The organism is Streptomyces fradiae (genome assembly GCF_041270065.1).
Classification (GTDB): Bacteria; Actinomycetota; Actinomycetes; order Streptomycetales; family Streptomycetaceae; genus Streptomyces.
Genome location: NZ_CP065958.1, coordinates 4,954,826 through 4,973,780 on the forward strand (window position 1 = coordinate 4,954,826; position 18,955 = coordinate 4,973,780).

The 18,955-nt window shown below is 71.5% G+C and carries 17 protein-coding genes; 14 read left to right on the forward strand and 3 right to left on the reverse strand.

All coding sequences use genetic code 11. The features are described 5' to 3' along the window. Window positions 1–43: 43 nt before the first annotated feature. Window positions 44–865: a MerR family transcriptional regulator gene (locus JAO84_RS22815; protein ID WP_370414519.1), complete on the forward strand. Its 822-nt coding sequence runs from the start codon at window positions 44–46 to the stop codon at window positions 863–865. A 43-nt stretch (window positions 866–908) separates the two neighbouring features. Here JAO84_RS22815 and JAO84_RS22820 read toward each other — a convergent pair whose 3' ends face one another. Continuing rightward, the gene (locus JAO84_RS22820) at window positions 909–2,246 is read right to left on the reverse strand and encodes an alpha-2,8-polysialyltransferase family protein (RefSeq protein WP_370414520.1); all 1,338 of its coding nucleotides are present in this window, start codon (window positions 2,244–2,246) and stop codon (window positions 909–911) included. After that, window positions 2,243–3,259: a glycosyltransferase family 2 protein gene (locus tag JAO84_RS22825; protein WP_370414521.1), complete on the reverse strand. Its 1,017-nt coding sequence runs from the start codon at window positions 3,257–3,259 to the stop codon at window positions 2,243–2,245. The genes JAO84_RS22820 and JAO84_RS22825 overlap by 4 nt, the downstream gene beginning before the upstream one ends. Window positions 3,260–3,458: 199 nt before the next feature. Here JAO84_RS22825 and JAO84_RS22830 point away from each other — a divergent pair, with 199 nt between their 5' ends. The 13 genes from JAO84_RS22830 to JAO84_RS22890 all read left to right on the forward strand — a co-directional run bounded on the left by JAO84_RS22830 (window position 3,459) and on the right by JAO84_RS22890 (window position 17,889). Beyond that, window positions 3,459–4,808, forward strand: a complete 1,350-nt coding sequence (locus JAO84_RS22830; protein WP_370414522.1) for a DUF6716 putative glycosyltransferase — start codon at window positions 3,459–3,461, stop codon at window positions 4,806–4,808. Beyond that, entirely contained in the window at window positions 4,808–6,013 is a 1,206-nt protein-coding gene (locus JAO84_RS22835; protein ID WP_265869046.1) for an acylneuraminate cytidylyltransferase, read from the forward strand. The genes JAO84_RS22830 and JAO84_RS22835 overlap by 1 nt, the downstream gene beginning before the upstream one ends. A gap of 9 nt (window positions 6,014–6,022) precedes the next feature. Continuing rightward, the gene (locus tag JAO84_RS22840; protein ID WP_265869045.1) at window positions 6,023–6,916 is read left to right on the forward strand and encodes an N-acetylneuraminate synthase family protein; all 894 of its coding nucleotides are present in this window, start codon (window positions 6,023–6,025) and stop codon (window positions 6,914–6,916) included. Beyond that, complete coding sequence (locus JAO84_RS22845; protein ID WP_370414523.1) at window positions 6,913–8,142, forward strand: hypothetical protein; 1,230 nt, start codon at window positions 6,913–6,915, stop codon at window positions 8,140–8,142. Before JAO84_RS22840 ends, JAO84_RS22845 begins: the two co-directional genes overlap by 4 nt. A gap of 116 nt (window positions 8,143–8,258) precedes the next feature. After that, a complete protein-coding gene (locus tag JAO84_RS22850; protein WP_370414524.1) occupies window positions 8,259–9,491 on the forward strand; it encodes an amidohydrolase in 1,233 nt (410 codons plus the stop codon). Between the two features lie 328 nt (window positions 9,492–9,819). Beyond that, on the forward strand, window positions 9,820–10,878 hold the full coding sequence (locus tag JAO84_RS22855; RefSeq protein WP_265869041.1) for a BMP family protein: 1,059 nt from the start codon (window positions 9,820–9,822) through the stop codon (window positions 10,876–10,878). Between the two features lie 116 nt (window positions 10,879–10,994). After that, window positions 10,995–12,704, forward strand: a complete 1,710-nt coding sequence (locus JAO84_RS22860) for an ABC transporter ATP-binding protein (protein ID WP_370414525.1) — start codon at window positions 10,995–10,997, stop codon at window positions 12,702–12,704. After that, complete coding sequence (locus JAO84_RS22865; protein WP_265869037.1) at window positions 12,701–13,819, forward strand: ABC transporter permease; 1,119 nt, start codon at window positions 12,701–12,703, stop codon at window positions 13,817–13,819. The genes JAO84_RS22860 and JAO84_RS22865 overlap by 4 nt, the downstream gene beginning before the upstream one ends. Next, window positions 13,816–15,081 (forward strand): ABC transporter permease, encoded by a 1,266-nt coding sequence (locus JAO84_RS22870; protein ID WP_370414526.1) that lies wholly within the window; start codon window positions 13,816–13,818, stop codon window positions 15,079–15,081. The genes JAO84_RS22865 and JAO84_RS22870 overlap by 4 nt, the downstream gene beginning before the upstream one ends. Then, window positions 15,078–15,482, forward strand: coding sequence for a cytidine deaminase (locus JAO84_RS22875; protein WP_370414527.1), 405 nt, complete (start codon window positions 15,078–15,080; stop codon window positions 15,480–15,482). Before JAO84_RS22870 ends, JAO84_RS22875 begins: the two co-directional genes overlap by 4 nt. 83 nt (window positions 15,483–15,565) lie before the next feature. Further along, the gene (locus JAO84_RS22880; RefSeq protein WP_370414528.1) at window positions 15,566–16,843 is read left to right on the forward strand and encodes a thymidine phosphorylase; all 1,278 of its coding nucleotides are present in this window, start codon (window positions 15,566–15,568) and stop codon (window positions 16,841–16,843) included. 116 nt (window positions 16,844–16,959) lie between these two features. Next, window positions 16,960–17,547, forward strand: a complete 588-nt coding sequence (locus JAO84_RS22885) for a Uma2 family endonuclease (protein WP_370414529.1) — start codon at window positions 16,960–16,962, stop codon at window positions 17,545–17,547. Window positions 17,548–17,610: 63 nt separating this feature from the next. Continuing rightward, a complete protein-coding gene (locus JAO84_RS22890) occupies window positions 17,611–17,889 on the forward strand; it encodes an STAS domain-containing protein (protein WP_370414530.1) in 279 nt (92 codons plus the stop codon). Between the two features lie 12 nt (window positions 17,890–17,901). Here the strand turns inward: JAO84_RS22890 and JAO84_RS22895 are convergent, their stop codons facing one another. Beyond that, window positions 17,902–18,876, reverse strand: a complete 975-nt coding sequence (locus JAO84_RS22895; protein ID WP_265869028.1) for a sigma-70 family RNA polymerase sigma factor — start codon at window positions 18,874–18,876, stop codon at window positions 17,902–17,904. Window positions 18,877–18,955: the final 79 nt, after the last annotated feature.

Below are 18,955 nucleotides of genomic sequence, written 5' to 3' on the forward strand. Positions count from 1 at the left end.
GCTTGACCCTCACGCCGTGTCAGAGTTTTGAGTAAGGGGCGTCATGTTCGCCATCGGAGACTTCGCCCGGCACGGGCGGGTGTCGGTCCGGATGCTGCGTCATTACGACGCCGTCGGACTGCTGCGCCCGGCCCGTGTCGACCCGCACAGCGGCTACCGCTACTACGAGGCGGGGCAGCTCGCGCGGCTCAACCGTGTCATCGCGCTCAAGGAGCTCGGCTTCACCCTGGAACAGGTGGGGGCGATCCTCGACGAGCAGGTGGGGGCGGAGGAGCTGCGGGGGATGCTGCGGCTGCGGCAGGCCGAGCTGGAGACCGCCGCCGCGGAGGCGGCGGCGCGGCTCGCGCGGGTCGGGGCGCGGCTCCGAGCCATCGAGAGCGAGGGACGCATGTCCACGCAGGACGTCGTCGTGAAGAGGATTCCGGCCGTGCGGATCGCGGAGCTGAGCGGGATCGCCGCGAGCTTCGGGCCGGCCGACATCAGCCCGGTGATCGGGCCGCTGTACGAGGAGCTGTGCGGCCGCCTGGAGGCCGCCGGGGTCAAGGAGTTCGGGCCGGGGATCGCGTACTACGAGGACGCGGGGCGCGGGGACGGCTCGGTGCGCGTGCACGCCGGGATGAGCGTCCCGGAGGGGACGGTCGTGGAGGGCGTCGAGGTGCACGTCCTGCCCGGGATCGAGGAGGCGGCGACCGTAGTCCACCGCGGGTCGATGGACGACATCCTGCCGACCTCGCAGACCCTGGCGGGCTGGATCGACACCAACGGATACGTGTCGGCCGGCTATGCCCGTGAGCTGTATCTGGAGTGCCCGGAGGACACCTCCCGCTGGGTGACCGAGCTCCAGGAGCCGGTCACCCGCGGCTAGGGCCTGTCCGGCGGATCAGGGTCGGATAGGCCCTAGGCCACACCTACCGCCCGCCCAGGGCCCGCCGCTTCAGCTTCAGGGCGCGGCGGGCCAGGCGGCGCAGCCGCGGATGGCGGGGGACCGGGAGGCCGCCGGGCAGGCCGAGCGAGGTGAGCCGGCGGCGGGTGAAGTGGTGCCGGGTGCCGGCCGCGAGCGGGCCGGACAGGTGGCGTACGGCCGGCTCCCGCAGGTCCGGGCGGATCTTCGGCTGCATCGCGAAGCCCACGGCCGCGACCAGGCCCCGGAGCTCCTGCAGGGGCAGAGCCTTGCCGGTCGGCTCCTCCAGGTCGGGGACCAGCGCGTCCACCAGGGCCACCGGCACCCGGTTGCTGTTCTGGTACGGCGTGAGCCGGGTGAGCAGCGGCCGGGTGCCGACCTTCGCGGTCTCGATGCCGTAGAACGCGCTCGCCGTGAACAGCGCCGTCGAGAAGCAGCCCACCACGAGCGCGGGCCGCAGCTCCCGGTAGAGCACCTCGGCGAGCACCGGGCGGTCCTCGACGGTCAGTTCGGCGCCGAGCGCCGCCGCCTCCCGCACCAGCGCCTGCGACCAGGCGTCGGGGGCGGTCGGGTGCGGCTTGAAGACGAGCCGGCGGTGGCCGCGGGCGACCGCGCCGCGGACCATCTTCAGGTGCAGTTCGCCCTCCTCCTCGGGGGTGAGGAGGGAGAGCGCGGCGAGGTACTGGCCGAGGAGCAGGGCCGGGCCCTCCCCGTCGGCGGGCCCGGTCGCAAGGGGGCCCGACAGCTCCTCCACCACCTTGGTGAAGGCCTCCGTCGGCACGGTCTCGGCGACCGCCCCGAACTCGGCGAGCAGCAGCGGTTCGAGCCCCGGCACCAGGTCCAGGTGGAGGAGCCGGCGGACCCGCTCGCCGACCAGCGGGTCGATCTTGTTGCGGGTGGGGCCGTAGCTCATCAGCCCGTCCGCGTACACGTCGATCGAGGCGTCCGGCAGCAGTTGGGCGATGGTCAGCGCGGGCGCGACCTGCACGGACTCAAGCGCTAGCTCGATCCGGTCGTCGCCGAGCCGCCACAGGCGCCGCAGGTGCCGCTGGAGCATCGGCAGGTCGTCGGCGCGCGGGGTCCAACCGCCGGGGTGCAGCGGCTCGATCGTCGCGTTCCAGTCGAGGACCTCGTCGAACCGGCCGCGCAGCTTCTCGAAGCCGGGCATGCGGTCGAGCGGGGTGGTGGTCTCCGGGACGGCGGCGTTGGTGGAGACGAGCAGCAGCCGCCGGTCGGCCGGGCCGAAGCAGCCGCTGTCGAGGGCGGCGGCGAGGGTGGCGGCGCCGTACAGGGTGGACGCGTAGAAGATCTGCGTGGTCCTGCGTGCGGGGGTGGTGCGGTTCATGCGGCGTTCGTCTCCAGAGCGGCCGGGCGCGGGGCCGGGGCGGCCGGGGCGGGGGCGGGGCGGCGGCGCTTGAGCCGGCGCAGCGGGCCGGCCCGGTCCTCGCCCATCGCCGTGAGGGCCTCGGCGAGGACGTCCTGCGGCAGCCTGCGCAGCGCGCCCGAACTCATCGCCCGCAATTGCCGTCCGACCTCGGGTTCGAATTTCGCCATGTTCCCGATGTGGTGGGAAATCACCGCGCAATAGGTGCGGACGGCTTTCGGCAGCAGTCGTTCCGCATCGGGATCATTCCTGGTCTCGTCGATCACCTGATCGAAAGCGCGGATGAAATCGAGCTGCCGTACATCACCGATCTGAGTGAGCGAGGTGGCCACTCCGCGCCGGTAGAAGATTCCGAGATCGCCGGCGACCGCGAAGGATTCCGCCTCGCGGTGCAGCCGCCAGATCCACGGCCGGTCCTCGGCCGTCCGCAGGCCGTGCGGGAAGTGCAGCAACCCCCGGTCGAGCAGCCGCCGGTGATACATCCCGGCCCACGCGTACGGATAGTCCACCGAGGTCGTCCGGTCGGCGGGCAGGATCGCGTCACGCGGCCGCAGCACCTCCCCGCGCCGGCCCACCGGCACCCGCCGCACCGACCGGCCGCGCCCGGTCACCCGGACGTGGTCGGTGCGCAGGAAGTCGCAGTCCAGCTCCTCCATGGTGGCGACAAGGCGCCCGTAGAAGCCGGGGGAGAGCCAGTCGTCGCCGTCCAGGAACGCCAGATACGTGCCGCGGGCCGCGTCCAGACCGGTGTTGCGGGCGGTCGCCAGGCCCTCGTTGCGGGCGTGCCGCAGCAGCCGCGCCCCCGGGATCTCGCGCTCCGCGCGTTCCAGGAGCTCCGGGGTCCCGTCCGTCGAACAGTCGTCGACCAGCAGGAACTCGAAGTCCTCGCGGGCGTTCGCGCGCAGGCTTCTGAGGGCGTCGGGGGCATATGTCTGCACGTTGTAGAACGGCACGACGACGGAGAGCTTGACCACGGAAGCGACGCTAGGCGGCGCCCCGGCACTCGTCCTGACCGACAAGGGGATGCCCGGTGAACACAAAGCGGCGAGCCCCTTAACCACCCCGGATGCACTCCCCTTTCTGTCCGTTTCCCGCTGTGCGTCATGGTGCTGTTAACCATTTGTTGTGGCCCAGTTGGGCTGCGAATCCCCGAGCCCTCCTAGCGTCCTGGACGTGCCATCACGTACCGATCGAACGGTGCGCGTCGCCGTTCTCGCCGACTCCGACACCCGGTGGAAATGGGGCGTGCTCACCGCACGCAGAATCAGCCCTGGCAGCCCCGAAAGCAGCCGTGCGGGCGGCGCCGAAAACGCCCCCGCTCCCACGGGATTCGTGCTGCGCGGCCGCGCCACCCCCACCACCCGCCAGCTCGCCGAGACCGCGGTGTCCGACACCGTGCCCCGCGAGGTGACCGGCGCGGAGTTCCTGCGTGAGGTGCGCGTCGCCGCGGAGCGCGGCGAGGGGTACGACGTCGTCGTGCTCGCCCTCGTCGGCGGCACCGTGCGCGCCGTGCTCCAGGGCATCGCCGACCTCGGCCTGGAGCGCCGCCCGGTGCTCGTCACCGGCTATGTCGGCGTCGTCTACGAGAAGCTCGCCGACGGGCTGCTGCTCCGCCATGGCGCGGACGTCGTGCTCGCCAACTCCCGCCACGACGCGGAGCGTTTCCGCGCCGTGTACGAGGGCGTCGGCGCCGACCCCGGGTCGGTCGTCGAGGCCGCCCTGCCGTTCCTCGGCGGCGCCCCGCACAAGCCCGAACCCGGCCGCGACACCCTGGTCTTCGCCGCGCAGCCCTCGGTGCCGGTCACCAAGGCCGAACGCGCCTACGTGCTGCGCCGCCTGGTCGAGCACGCCCGGCTGCACCCGGACCGCGAGGTGCTCCTGAAGCTCCGCTCCCGGCCCGGCGAACACACCACGCACCTGGAGGAGTTCCCGTACCAGAAGCTGGTGCGCGAACTGCCGACCCCGCCCAACTTCCGTCTGGTGTACGGGCACATGGGCGAGGTCCTGGACCGCACCGACCTGCTTGTCACCGTCTCCTCCACGGCCGCCCTCGAAGCCCTGCACCGGCGCATCCCCACCGCGATCCTCACCGACCTCGGGGTGCGCGAGCCGCTCGGCAACCACCACTTCATCGGCTCCGGCCTGCTCACCTCCTTCGACGCCCTCGACCAGGGCGCCGTCCCCGAGCCCGACGAGCGGTGGCTGGCCCGGCAGGGCGTCGGCGCCGAGGGACTGCCCGGCTCGATCCCGTACGAGCAGGCCTTCGACGCCGCCCGCGAGCGCGTCGCCCGGCTCCTCTCCGGCCCGCCGCTGGCGCCGGTCGCCCCGTACTACACGGCCGAGACCGCCGGCGGCTATCTGCCCGGCATCCTCGCCCGCCACCGTCTCGACCGACTCGACCTCAGCGCGCCCGAGCCCCGCGAGAGCGGGGTGCGCCGGATCGTCCGCGAGGCGGCCCGCGGCGCCTACCGCCACGGCGTCCAGCGCGTGGCCCCCGTCATCCGCCGACTGGGAGAACTCTGATGCCCACACCCGCTCCCGTCCCCACCGTGCTCGCCGTCATCCCCGCACGGGGCGGCTCCAAGGGCGTCCCCGCCAAGAACCTCGCCCCGGTCGCCGGGATCCCGCTGGTCGGCCGGGCCGTCCGGGCCTGCCTCGGCGCCCCGGCGGTGACCCACGTCGTGGTCTCCACCGACGATGCGGCCATCGCGGACACCGCCCGCGCCTTCGGCGCCGAGGCCGTGCGCCGCCCCGCCGAGCTCTCCGGCGACACCGCGACCAGCGAGTCCGCCGTGCTGCACGCCATGGACGCCTTCGAGGCCACCCACGGCCGCACCGCCGACGTGGTCCTGCTCGTCCAGTGCACCAGCCCCTTCCTGACCGCCGTCGAGGTCGACGAGACCGCCCGCCGGATCACCGAGGGCGCCGCCGACACCGCCTTCACCGCCGCCCCCAGCCACGGCTTCCTCTGGCGGGAGAACGACGGCGGCGCCCTCGGCGTCAACCACGACAAGGCCCACCGGCCGCGCCGCCAGGACCGCGAGCCCGAGTACCTGGAGACCGGCTCGGTCTACGCGATGGCCGCCGACGGCTTCCGCACCCACCGGCACCGCTTCTTCGGCCGCACCGAACTCGTCGTCACCGACCCGGCCCGCGTCCTGGAGATCGACGACCCGCACGACCTGGCCCGCTCCCGGGCCCTCGCGCCGCTGCTCGACGCGCCGGTCACCCCGGTCCTCGCCGACGTCGACGCCGTCGTCCTCGACTTCGACGGCACGCAGACCGACGACCGGGTCCACATCGACGCCGACGGCCGCGAGTTCGTCTCCGTGCACCGCGGCGACGGCCTCGGCATCGCCGCCCTGCGCAAGGCCGGCGTCCCGCTGCTCATCCTCTCCACCGAGCAGAACCCCGTCGTCGCCGCCCGCGCCCGCAAGCTCCGCATCCCCGTGCTGCACGGCGTGGACCGCAAGGACCTCGCCCTCAAGCAGTGGTGCGACGAGCAGGGCATCGACCCGCAGCGCGTGCTCTACGCCGGCAACGACGTCAACGACCTGCCCTGCTTCCACCTCGTCGGCTGGCCCGTCGCGGTGGGCAGCGCCCACGACTCCGTACGGGCCGCCGCCCGCGCGGTCACCGACACCCCCGGCGGCTCCGGAGCCATCCGCGAGATCGCCGCCTGGCTCCTCGGACCCGAGCTCAACACCCCCAACTCGCCCAACCGGTAAGGAACGATCATGAACTCCCGTCTGCGCACCCTCGGCACCAAGACCGCCGGCCCGGGCCAGTCCGTCTACGTCTGCGGCGAGATCGGCATCAACCACAACGGCGACCTCGACAACGCCTTCAAGCTCATCGACGTGGCCGCCGAGGCGGGCTGTGACGCCGTGAAGTTCCAGAAGCGCACCCCGGAGATCTGCACCCCGCGCGACCAGTGGGACATCGAGCGCGACACCCCGTGGGGCCGGATGACCTACATCGACTACCGCCACCGCGTGGAGTTCGGCGAGGACGAGTACCGCGCCATCGACGAGCACTGCAAGAAGCGCGGCATCGAGTGGTTCGCCTCGCCGTGGGACACCGAGGCCGTCGCCTTCCTGGAGAAGTTCGACGTCCCCGCCCACAAGGTGGCCTCCGCCTCCCTCACCGACGACGAGCTGCTCCGCGAGCTGCGCGCCACCGGCCGCACGGTGATCCTCTCCACCGGCATGTCCACCCCGAAGCAGATCCGCCACGCGGTCGAGGTCCTGGGCAGCGACAACATCCTGCTCTGCCACGCCACCTCCACCTACCCGGCCAAGGCCGAGGAGCTCAACCTGCGCGTCATCCAGACGCTCCAGGAGGAGTACCCGAACGTCCCGATCGGCTACTCCGGCCACGAGACCGGCCTCCAGACCACCCTCGCCGCGGTCGCCCTCGGCGCCACCTTCGTCGAGCGCCACATCACCCTCGACCGCGCCATGTGGGGCTCCGACCAGGCCGCCTCCGTCGAGCCCCAGGGCCTCCAGCGCCTGGTCCGCGACATCCGCACCATCGAGACCGCGCTCGGCGACGGCGTCAAGAAGGTCTACGAGTCGGAGCTCGGCCCGATGAAGAAGCTCCGCCGGGTCCCGGGCGTCGTCGCCGCATGACCAGCCGGCTGGCGTTCGTCGAGAGCCCGGTCCAGCTCCTGAACGTCCTGGAATGGGCCCACGCCACCACCCTCCGCCCGGCCCCCCGCCTGTCCGCGGTCCCGCGCCAGCCGGCCCGGCGGGGGAGCGGGACCCAGCCGGGCCCGGCGGGCGCCGACGGTCGCCTGGCGTCGTCCGGCCCGGCGGGCCCGGCCCCCGGGGCCGTGACCGGGGTCGGGGGCCAGGCCCTCGACGACGGCCCCGACGCGCCCACCACCCCCGCCCCCTCCCTCGCCCACGCCGGCCTCACCATCGTGGTCCTGTCGCCCACCGACCCCATGTCCCGCGGGCAGCTGCGCCGGATGGCGCAGCTCGCGCGGGATGAGGGGGTCACCGTGAAGTGGCAGGAGGCGCGGCAGGGGAAGGGGGCGGTGGTCAGTACGTTGCGGGAGCTTGCCGGGCCGTTGCGGGCGGCGGAGCGGGTGATCGTGGGGGATCCGTTCTCGCGGTACGTGCAGCTGCTGCTCACGCTGTACGGCCCGCGCCGGGTGACCGTCGTCGACGACGGCACCGCCACCATGGAGTTCGCCGCCCAACTCGCACGCGGCGAGCGGCTGGTGCGCTGGCACCGGCGGGGCGGCAGCCGCGGGCCGCGCGAGCTGGTGCTCGCGCCGGTCACCTCGCTGGCCCGCCGCAAGCTGGCGCCCGGCCCGCGCCGTACCGTGGAGATCTTCACCTCGCTGCCGGTCGAACCGCCCGCGGGCACCACGGTCACCGTCAACGACTTCGCCTGGACCCGGTCCCGCTTCGGCCCGCCCCGGCTCACCCGCGGCGCCGACCTGGTCGGCACCTCGCTCGTGGAGACCGGGGTCGTCGACCCCGACGAGTATCTGCGGGCCGTCACCGTCCTGGCCCGCACCCACGGTGCCACCCGCTACTTCGCGCACCGCCGCGAGAGCGCCGAGAAGCTCCACCGGATCGCCGTGGAGACCGGCCTCGAAGTGGTCCGCCCCGATCTGCCGCTGGAGCTGATCGCCCGCCGCGGCCCCATCGGCCGCACCATCGTCAGCTTTCCGTCCACGGTCGTGCACACCCTGCCACTGGCCCTGGCCGGCACCGGCGTGAAGGTCGCCGTCTGCGGGATCGCCCCCGAGTGGCTCCGCGCGAACGCCTCCCCGCGCGCCCAGGGCTTCCTGTCCGGCGTCGCGGGCACCGCCACCGGCACCGAGAGACTCGAATTCGGTTAAGCGTACCCACAGAGGGTGACCGTCATGCCCAGGGAATGAGATTCTTTTCCCCTAAGGGGCTGAACTTTTCGTGATCATCGGGCAGTTGACCTCTCCGGGGGCCTACCCTTCAAAAGGTGAACCAGTTGAAGTCCCGTGAGCCCGGCTCCGGAGCGGCGCCCGCAGCGCTGCCCGGAACGCTGTCCGAATCCCTGCGCACCGAACTGATCGCGTTCCGCAGGGACTTGCACATGCACCCCGAGCTCGGCAACCAGGAGTTCCGTACCACCGCCGCCGTCAAGGCCCGGCTCGAGGCCGCGGGGCTCCGCCCGCGGGTCCTGCCCGGCGGTACGGGACTCGTCTGCGACATCGGGACCTGGGACCGCAAACGCCCGATGCTGGCGATCCGCGCCGACCTGGACGCGCTGCCCATCCCGGACGTGAAGACCGTCCCGTACCGCTCCACCGAACAGAATCGCGCCCACGCCTGCGGCCACGACGTCCACACCACGACCGTCCTCGGCGCCGGGCTCGTGCTCGCCGAGCTCGACCGGCAGGGCCGCCTCCCCGCCGCCGTACGGCTGCTCTTCCAGCCCGCCGAGGAGGTGCTGCCCGGCGGGGCCGCCGACGCCGTCGAGGCGGGCGTCCTGGACGGGGTCGGCCGGATCATCGCCGTGCACTGCGACCCCAAGGTCGACGCCGGGAAGATCGGGCTGCGCGTCGGGCCCATCACCTCCGCCTGCGACCGTCTTGAGGTCACCCTCGACGGCCCCGGCGGGCACACCGCCCGCCCGCACCTCACCACCGACCTGGTCACCGCCGCCGCCCGGATCGCGGTCGACGTGCCCGCCGTGCTCGCCCGCCGGGTGGACGCCCGCTCCGGCCTCTCGGTCACCTGGGGCCGGATCGAGTCCGGGCACGCCCCCAACGTCATCCCGCAGCACGCCGAGCTCTCCGGCACCGTCCGCTGCCTCGACCTGCCCACCTGGCGCGAGGCCCCCGACCTGGTGCACGCGGCGATCGACGAGGTCGCCACGCTGCACCGCGCCAAGTCGACCGTCGACTACGTCCGCGGCGTGCCCCCGGTGGTCAACGACCCGGTCGTCACCGAGCTCGTCCATGACGCCATGACCGCCCGGCGCGGCCCGGACTCGGTCGAGGACACCGAGCAGTCCCTCGGCGGCGAGGACTTCTCCTGGTACCTGGAGCACGTCCCCGGCGCCATGGCCCGGCTCGGGGTGCGCACCCCCGGCGACACCCGGGTCCGCGACCTGCACGCGGGCGACTTCGACGTGGACGAGCGGGCCATCCAGGTCGGCGTCGAGCTGTTCACCGCGGCGGCCCTCCTCGACGGCACGCCCGGCCGCTGAACCCGCACCTCTCGCGGCCGCCTCCGCGGGCCACCTCCGCCGACGGCGAAATCCGGACTATAAGTACGACTTAATGGCCGGCCGGACCCCGCTCATCCGTCCGGCCCAGCCCCCGGCGTGTCGCTTACGGGCCCGGCCCGAACGCCCGTACCAGCGTGTATGACGGGCGGTATCGGGCCGGACGCCGGGGGTGGCCCCCCTGGCCGGTTCGCGTCGATCCGATAACGACTCATGAACGGGTCTTTAACTGACATCTACGCGCGTTACGATCGCCGCGAAACCAGCGCCGGAAGAGGCGCTTTCGGTCAGTCTTGAAGGGACCCTCCTCTTGCGCCGGATCACCAGGATCACGACCGTGGGCATCGCCTCCGCGGCGCTCGCCCTGTCCGCCACCGCGTGTGGCAAGTCGTCGACGGACTCGGGCTCCAGCTCGAGCTCCAGCGCGGGTGCCACCAAGGTCGCCATCGCCTACGACATCGGCGGCCGCGGCGACCAGTCCTTCAACGACGCCGCCTACGCGGGCCTGAAGCAGGCCGAGGACGACCTGGGCGTCAAGGGCTCCGAGGCCGAGCCGTCCGCCGGTGAGGGCGACGCCGACAAGGTGCAGCGCCTGACCGCGCTGGCCCGCGCCGGGAACAACCCGGTCATCGGTGTCGGCTTCGCCTACGCCCCGGCCATCGAGAAGGTCGCCAAGCAGTTCCCGAAGACGACCTTCGGCCTCATCGACGACACGTCGAAGACCGGCCCGAACATCGCCAACCTCGTCTTCAACGAGGAGCAGGGCTCCTACCTGGCCGGCGTCGCCGCCGCCAAGGCGTCCAAGACCGGCACGGTCGGCTTCATCGGCGGTGTCGAGGTTCCGCTGATCAAGAAGTTCGAGGCGGGCTTCACCCAGGGCGTCAAGGCCACCAACCCCAAGGCGAAGGTGCTCACCCAGTACCTGACCCAGCCGCCGAACTTCGACGGCTTCTCGAAGCCCGACCTCGGCAAGGCCGCCGCGCAGGGCCAGCTCGACAAGGGCGCCGACGTGATCTACGCGGCCGCCGGTCTCGCCGGCTCCGGCGCGATCGAGGCCACCGCCAAGGCCGGCAAGTGGGCCATCGGCGTGGACTCGGACCAGTACAACCAGAAGGGTCTGGCCGCCTACAAGGACCACATCCTCACCTCGGTCACCAAGAACGTCCAGGGCGCCGTCTACAACCTGATCAAGTCGGTCAAGGACGGCAAGCCGCAGTCCGGCGAGGTCCGCTACGGCCTCGCGACGGACGGCGTCGGCCTCGCCACCTCGAACCCGACCTACTCGAGCATGACCGAGATGGTCGCCGCCGTGGACCAGGCGAAGAAGGACATCGTCGACGGCAAGATCACCGTCAAGACCGCGCCGTAACGGCACCCAGGTCCTGACCTGAGGCCGCGGGCCCGGTTCCAGTGACTCCCACTGGAACCGGGCCCCGGCCCCATTCCCGTACGGGTTTTCAATTTTCGGCAGTGCTACGCGTGTAGATGTCCCAGCGGCACGATAACTTCGCCCCGCCCTGCCCGTCCGCTCCCACTCCTTTCGGCCAAGGAGAGTGCGCCATCAACGCGTCCAGCCCCCCTGCCGTAGAACTCCACGGCATCACCAAGCGCTTCCCCGGCGTCGTCGCCAACAAGGACATCGCGATCACCGTTCGCAAGGGCACCGTGCATGCCCTGATCGGTGAGAACGGTGCCGGCAAGTCGACCCTGATGAAGATCCTCTACGGCATGCAGAAGCCGGACGAGGGCACCATCGCCGTCGACGGCGAGCAGGTCACCTTCGCCAGCCCCGGTGACGCCATCGCCCGCGGCATCGGCATGGTGCACCAGCACTTCATGCTCGCCGACAACCTCACCGTCCTGGAGAACGTCGTCCTCGGCGGCGAGAAGCTCTACGGCATCGGTGCCAAGGCCCGCCGGAAGATCCAGGAGATCTCCGACGCGTACGGCCTCGGCGTCCGCCCCGACGCACTGGTCGAGGACCTCGGCGTCGCCGACCGGCAGCGCGTGGAGATCCTCAAGGTCCTCTACCGCGGCGCCAAGATCCTCATCCTCGACGAGCCGACCGCGGTCCTCGTCCCGCAGGAGGTCGACGCGCTCTTCGACAACCTGCGCGAGCTCAAGTCCGAGGGCCTGACCGTCATCTTCATCTCGCACAAGCTGGGCGAGGTCCTGAAGGTCGCCGACGACATCACCGTCATCCGGCGCGGCACCACGGTCGGCACCGCCGACCCGAAGACCGCCACCACCAAGCAGCTCGCCGAGCTGATGGTCGGCACCGAGCTGCCCTCCCCGGAGACCCGCGAGTCGACCGTCACCGACGTGCCGATGCTGCAGGTCCAGGGCCTGACCCTGACCGAGGCCGGCGCCGCCGCGGCCGCCCCGCTGACCACCGCCGCGCCCCCGGACCCGTCCGGCACCGTCGCGCTGCAGGAGATCACCACCGGCCGCAAGCTGCTCGACGACATCTCGCTCACCATCCACAAGGGCGAGATCCTCGGCATCGCCGGCGTCGAGGGCAACGGCCAGACCGAGCTCATCGAGGCCCTCATGGGTCTGAACAGCCCCGACGCGGGCGTCATCACCCTCGACGGCCAGAACATCTCCAAGGTCTCGGTGCGCAAGCGCCGCGAGGGCGGCATCGGCTACATCCCCGAGGACCGCCACCGCCACGGCCTGCTCCTGGAGGCCCCGCTCTGGGAGAACCGCATCCTCGGCCACGTCACCGAGGCGCCCAACTCCAAGCGCGGCATCCTCGACCCGAAGGGCGCCCGCAAGGACACCGAGCGGATCGTCCGCGAGTACGACGTGCGCACCCCCGGCATCGACGTCACCGCGGCCTCGCTCTCCGGCGGCAACCAGCAGAAGCTGATCGTCGGCCGCGAGATGAGCCACGCCCCGAAGTTCCTGATCGCCGCCCACCCCACCCGCGGTGTGGACGTCGGCGCCCAGGCGCAGATCTGGGACGCGATCCGCGACGCCCGCCGCGAGGGCCTGGCGGTGCTGCTGATCTCCGCCGACCTCGACGAGCTGATCGGCCTGTCCGACACCCTCAAGGTCATGTACCGCGGCCGGCTCGTCGCGGACGCCGACCCCGCCACCATCACGCCCGAGCAGCTCGGCTCCGCCATGACCGGCGCGGCCACCGGCCAGCTCGAAGGCACCGAGCAGTCCGAAGACGGTGACGCCCGATGATGAAATTCGACAAGGACAAGCTGATCATCGGGGCCGCCGGCCCGGTGCTCGCGCTGGTCTCCTCGTTCGTGCTCACCATGCTGGTGCTGCTCGCCACGGGCCTCGACCCGATCGAGCCGATCCAGCTGATGATCGACAACGCCGGGTTCTCGGACATCCAGGTCCTGATCGTCAACCAGACCGGGATCTACTACCTGGCAGCCCTGGCCGTCGCCATCGGCTTCCGGATGAACCTCTTCAACATCGGCGTCGACGGCCAGTACCGGCTCGCCGCGATGGTCTCCGCCCTCATCGGCGCGTCCGTCGAGCTGCCCGGCCCGCTGCACATCCTGGTCATCGTGCTCACCGCGATGCTCACCGGTGCCATCTGGTCCGGCATCGCCGGCATCCTGAAGACCACCCGCGGGGTCTCCGAGGTCGTCTCGACGATCATGCTCAACGCCATCGCGACCTCGCTGGTGGCCTGGCTGATCCTGCCGAAGAACTTCGGCGTCCAGCCGGCCGGCTCCAACAACCTCACCACCGGTGAGATCGCCGAGTCCGGCTGGTTCCCGGGCATCGACATGGGCGAGGGCAACGGCGTCATCTACGGCTTCACCTTCGTCGCGCTCGCGCTCGGCGTCGTCTACTGGTTCGTCCTCAACCGCACCAAGTTCGGCTTCGACCTGCGCGCCACCGGCGCCAGCGAGTCCGCCGCCCAGGCCAGCGGTGTCGACGCCAAGAAGATGATCCTCACCTCGATGCTGCTCTCCGGCGCGCTCGCCGGTCTGTCGGGCATGCCGACCCTGCTCGGCGAGACCCACACGTACAGCCTCGACTTCCCGGTCGGTGTCGGCTTCACCGCCATCACCATCGCGCTGCTCGGCCGCAACCACCCGGTCGGCATCTTCTTCGCGGCCCTGCTCTTCGCCTTCCTGGAGAAGGCCTCGTCGTCGCTCGACGTGGAGGGCTATCCGAAGGAGATCACCCAGATCATGCAGGGCATCATCGTGATCGCCGTGGTCGTCTCCTACGAGCTCGTCCGCCGTTACGGCCTCCGCCGCCAGCAGCAGAAGGTCGGCGAGCAGCTGGCCGCCGGCGGCGCCCTCAAGACCGACAAGGAGGTGGCGGCATGAGCACCGGCACCGTTGCCAAGCCGAGCGCCGCGCCCAAGAAGGCGGGCGGCCGCCGCAAGCTGACCTGGCCCTGGATCCTGCTGCTCGTCGCGGCCGGTCTGGTCCTCTTCTCGATGGTCCGCGTCATCTCCGGGGCCGACGACCTCACCTCGGTCGGCCAGGTCTCCGGCGCGCTCCAGCTCGCCGTGCCGATCGGCATGGCCGGTCTCGGCGGTTTGTGGTCCGAGCGGGCGGGCGTCGTCAACATCGGTCTCGAAGGCATGATGGTCCTCGGCACCTGGTTCGGCGCCTGGGCCGGCTACCAGTGGGGCCCGTGGACGGGTGTCGTCGTCGGCATCCTCGGCGGTGCGCTCGGCGGTCTGCTGCACGCGATCATCACCGTCACGTTCAACGTGAACCACATCGTCTCCGGTGTCGCCATCAACATCCTGGCGGTCGGCTTCACCCAGTACCTGTCGAACTTCACGTTCGCCGAGGCCGAGGGCGGCTCCTCCAAGCAGTCCCCGCGCATCGACCCGATCACCGACATCACCATCCCGGGGCTCTCGGACTGGCTGATGGACCTCCAGCAGAAGCACTGGTTCCTGATCTCCGACATCGCCGGTCTGCTCGGCGGTCTGGTCACCAACCTGTCGCTGCTCACCGTGGTCGCCATCCTGCTGATCCCGGCCACCTGGTGGGTGCTGTGGCGTACGGCCTTCGGCCTGCGGCTGCGCTCCTGCGGCGAGAACCCGGTCGCGGCCGAGTCCCTCGGCGTCAACGTCTACAAGTACAAGTACATCGCCGTGGCGATCTCCGGCGGCCTCGCGGGCCTCGGCGGCGCGTTCCTGGCGATCGTCTCCACCGGCATCTACCAGGAGGGCCAGACCGGCGGCCGCGGTTACATCGGTCTCGCCGCGATGATCTTCGGCAACTGGATGCCGGGCGGCATGGCCATGGGCGCCGGCCTGTTCGGCTTCACCGACAGCCTCAAGCTGCGCGGCGGCGCCGAGAACGTGCACGCGCTGCTGCTGCTGGTCGCGGCGCTGCTCGTGGTCGCCTTCCTGTGGCAGCTGTGGAAGAAGAAGTACGTGTCGGCCGGCATCGCCGCCGCCTTCTCGGTCGCCTTCTTCCTCTGGTACGCGTTCACCGACGAGGTCCCCAGCCAGTTCGTCGACGCCGCCCCGTACATCACCACGCTGCTCGTGCTGGCCCTGTCGGCGCAGCGGCTGCGGATGCCGAAGGCCGACGGTCTGCCGTACCGGAAGGGCCAGGGCAAGTGACGACGCCCCCGCCCGGCGCCGACTGGGACCTCCTTCGCAAGGTCGCTCGCGAGGCGATGTCCCACGCCTACGCCCCGTACTCCGGCTTCCCGGTGGGGGCGGCGGCGCTGGTCGACGACGGGCGGGTGGTCTCCGGCTGCAACGTGGAGAACGCCTCGTTCGGCCTCGGCCTGTGCGCCGAGTGCGGGCTCGTCTCGCAGCTCCAGGCGACCGGCGGCGGCCGGCTCACGCACTTCGTGTGCGTGGACGGCAGCGGCGGCCCGCTGGTGCCGTGCGGCCGGTGCCGGCAGCTGTTGTACGAGTTCGGGGGCGCCGAACTCGTCCTGGAGACGCCCGCCGGGTTCGTCACCCTGGCGGAGATGCTCCCGCAGGCGTTCGGCCCGGACCACCTGGCGAAGTAATACCTCGGAGCGGCCCTTCCGGCACGATGGGAAGGGCCGCTCCTCCTTTCCCCCTCTATGCGCGTAGAAAGAGGCACCATCACATGGACGTCATCTCCGTCATCCGCACGAAGCGGGACAAGGGCGAGCTGAGCCCCGAGCAGATCGACTGGGTCATCGACGCCTACACCCGCGGGGAGGTCGCCGACGAGCAGATGTCCGCGCTCGCCATGGCGATCCTGCTCAACGGCATGGACCGCGAGGAGATCGCCCGCTGGACGGCGGCGATGATCGCGTCCGGCGAGCGCATGAACTTCGACTCGCTGTCCCGCCCGACCGCCGACAAGCACTCCACCGGCGGCGTCGGCGACAAGATCACCCTGCCGCTCGCCCCGCTGGTCGCCGCGTGCGGCGCGGCCGTCCCGCAGCTCTCCGGCCGCGGCCTCGGCCACACCGGCGGCACCCTCGACAAGCTGGAGTCCATCCCCGGCTGGCGCGCGCTGCTTTCCAACGAGGAGATGCTGCACGTCCTCGACACCACCGGCGCGGTGATCTGCGCGGCCGGTGACGGCCTGGCCCCGGCCGACAAGAAGCTCTACGCCCTGCGTGACGTCACCGGAACGGTCGAGGCGATCCCGCTGATCGCGTCGTCCATCATGTCGAAGAAGATCGCCGAGGGCACCGGCTCGCTGGTCCTCGACGTCAAGGTCGGCACCGGCGCCTTCATGAAGAACATCGACGACGCGCGCGAGCTGGCCTCCACCATGGTCGCGCTCGGCACCGACAGCGGCGTCAAGACGGTCGCGCTGCTCACCGACATGTCCACCCCGCTCGGCCTCACCGCCGGCAACGCCCTTGAGGTCCGCGAGTCCGTCGAGGTCCTCGCCGGCGGCGGCCCGGCCGACGTCGTCGAGCTCACCATCGCGCTCGCCCGCGAGATGCTCGACGCGGCCGGCGTCAAGGACGCCGACCCGGCGAAGGCCCTCGCCGACGGCTCCGCGATGGACGTCTGGCGCCGCATGATCGCCGCCCAGGGCGGCGACCCGGACGCCACCCTCCCGGTCGCCCGCGAGCAGCACGTCGTCACCGCCCCCTCCACCGGCGTCCTGACCCGCCTCGACGCCTACGACATCGGCATCGCCGCCTGGCGCCTCGGCGCCGGCCGCGCCCGCAAGGAGGACCCGGTCCAGGCCGGCGCCGGCGTCGAACTCCACGCCAAGCCGGGCGACACCGTCACCGCGGGCCAGCCCCTGCTGACCCTCCACACGGACACCCCGGAGAAGTTCGACTACGCCCTGAAGTCCCTCACGGACGCCTGGGACATCGCGGAGCCGGGCGCGAAGTTCACCCCGAACCCGATCGTGCTCGACCGCATCGCGTGATGCCGTGATCGCCTCTGGCATGTGCCGGTGACACCTTCGGGTGAACGGGGTCGATGGACGTCCATCGACCCCGTTCGGCATGCTGGGATCGGTGTCACACCGAAAAGGAGACCGCCATGAGTGCACTCCCCGTCGATCCCGCTCCGGGCCCGCACTGGGACGAGCTCGTCCGCTTCTGGGAGGAGTCGGACTGGCCCGAGGGCAGCAAGGTGGAGATCATCGATGGGATCATTGTCGTGACACCACCGCCCGGCGCGCCGCACAACCGTATCGTCGAGAAGGTCCATCGCCGGCTGTACACCGTGGTCCCGGAGGACTGGTGTGTCTACGAGACGCAGGGGGTCGCCCATCCTGCGCGGGGCCGCCTCTATGTCCCCGACCTCGTCGTCATCCCGGAACGGGTCATGGCCGAGTTGGAAGGCGGCGAATCTGCACCACTCACCGCAGCCGAACTGGTCGTCGAGGTCACGTCGCTGTCCAACGCGAGCTACGACAGGCTGAACAAGGCGGCTGCATACGCGGAGGCGAAGGTGCCGCTCTACCTCCTCATCGACCGCTTCGGACCCGGGGGCCCGACCGTCACGCTCTACGGCGAGCCGAGCGACGTCTATCAGGAGCTCCAGAAAGTGAGGTTCGGAGAGGAGATCCACCTCCCCGCCCCCTTCGACCTCACGATCGACACCAGCGTGTTCCCGTTCGGCTGAACCCCTCCCAGGCCCCACCTCGCCCCATCGATGAGTTCCGGGCCCGCACGCGGTCTCCCTGGTGTGGACACCTCTCCGACCTCTCCGACCATCGAAGTACGGCTCACCGGGCGGCCCGCCCCGGACGACGTCGGGCGCCTCTGCGCGCTGCTCGAAGCGGCGGAGCCGAGCCTTGTCATATGCGACATCGGCGGGCTCGGCCGCGTCGGGCTCGGCGCCGTAGATGCCCTCGCCCGGCTGCGGCTGACCGCGCGGCGGTGCGGGCACCGGCTGGAGTTCCGGGGGGCCGGGCCCGAGCTGAGGGATGTGCTGGGGCTCGTCGGGCTCGGGGACCTGTTGTGAGCCCCGGAAGCGTCAGGCGGGCAGCCGCTCCGGCAGGTCGAACAGCGGGAACCAGCGCTTGGTGTCCAGGAAGAAGTCCATCCCGCCGATCTTCCCGTCGTTCAGCTGGAGCACGATCAGCGCCCACGGCGCGAAGCCGCCCTCCGGGTCCGGGTGGTAGTGCGCGAAGGCCGGCTGGCCGTTCGCCACGGTCGGGACCAGCTTCGAGCCGCGGCACACCTCACCGACGCCGAGCATCCAGCCCACGATGTCCTCGTGGCCCCGCAGCCACAGGTCGTACGGCGGCATGGACATCGTCGCGTCCTCGTGGAGGAGCGCGGTGAGCGCCTGCATGTCGTACCCCTCGAAGGCCGCCACATAGCGCTCGAGCAGCGCCTTCTGCTCCTCGTCCAGCGGGTCCGCCGCGTCCGAGGTGGCCGGGGCGTGCTCGGCGATCGTGGCCCGGGCCCGCTGCAGCGCGCTGTTGACGGAGGCGACCGTCAGCCCGAGCAGCTCGGCGACCTCGGCCGCCTTCCACGCGAGCACCTCGCGCAGGATGAGCACCGCCCGCTGCTTCGGCGGCAGGTGCTGCAGCGCGGCCACGAAGGCGAGCCGCACCGTCTCGCGCGAGACCGCCGTCTCCGCGGGGTCCGCCACCGACGGCAGCACCCGCCCGTCCGGCACCGGCTCCAGCCAGGTGATCTCGGGCCGCTCGTTGAGCCGGGCCTGCGCGACCGGCGTCGGGTCCGTCAGATCCATCGGCCGGGCCCGCCGGTTCCCCGCGTTCAGCGAGTCCAGGCACACATTGGTCGCGATCCGGTACAGCCAGGACCGCAGCGAGGAGCGCCCCTCGAAGGAGTCGAGCGAACGCCAGGCGCGCACCATGGTGTCCTGCACCGCGTCCTCCGCCTCGAAGGCGGAACCGAGCATCCGGTAGCAGTAACCGGTCAGCTCCGTGCGGTACTTCTCCAGGTCGTCCGACTTCAGGTCGCCGGTCGTCATGGCCATCGCGTCCACCCCGCTCGCCCCTCACCGGCGCCCGTTCGACGCCGATGAGGGGAACGTATCGCAGCCCACTGACAGCGGC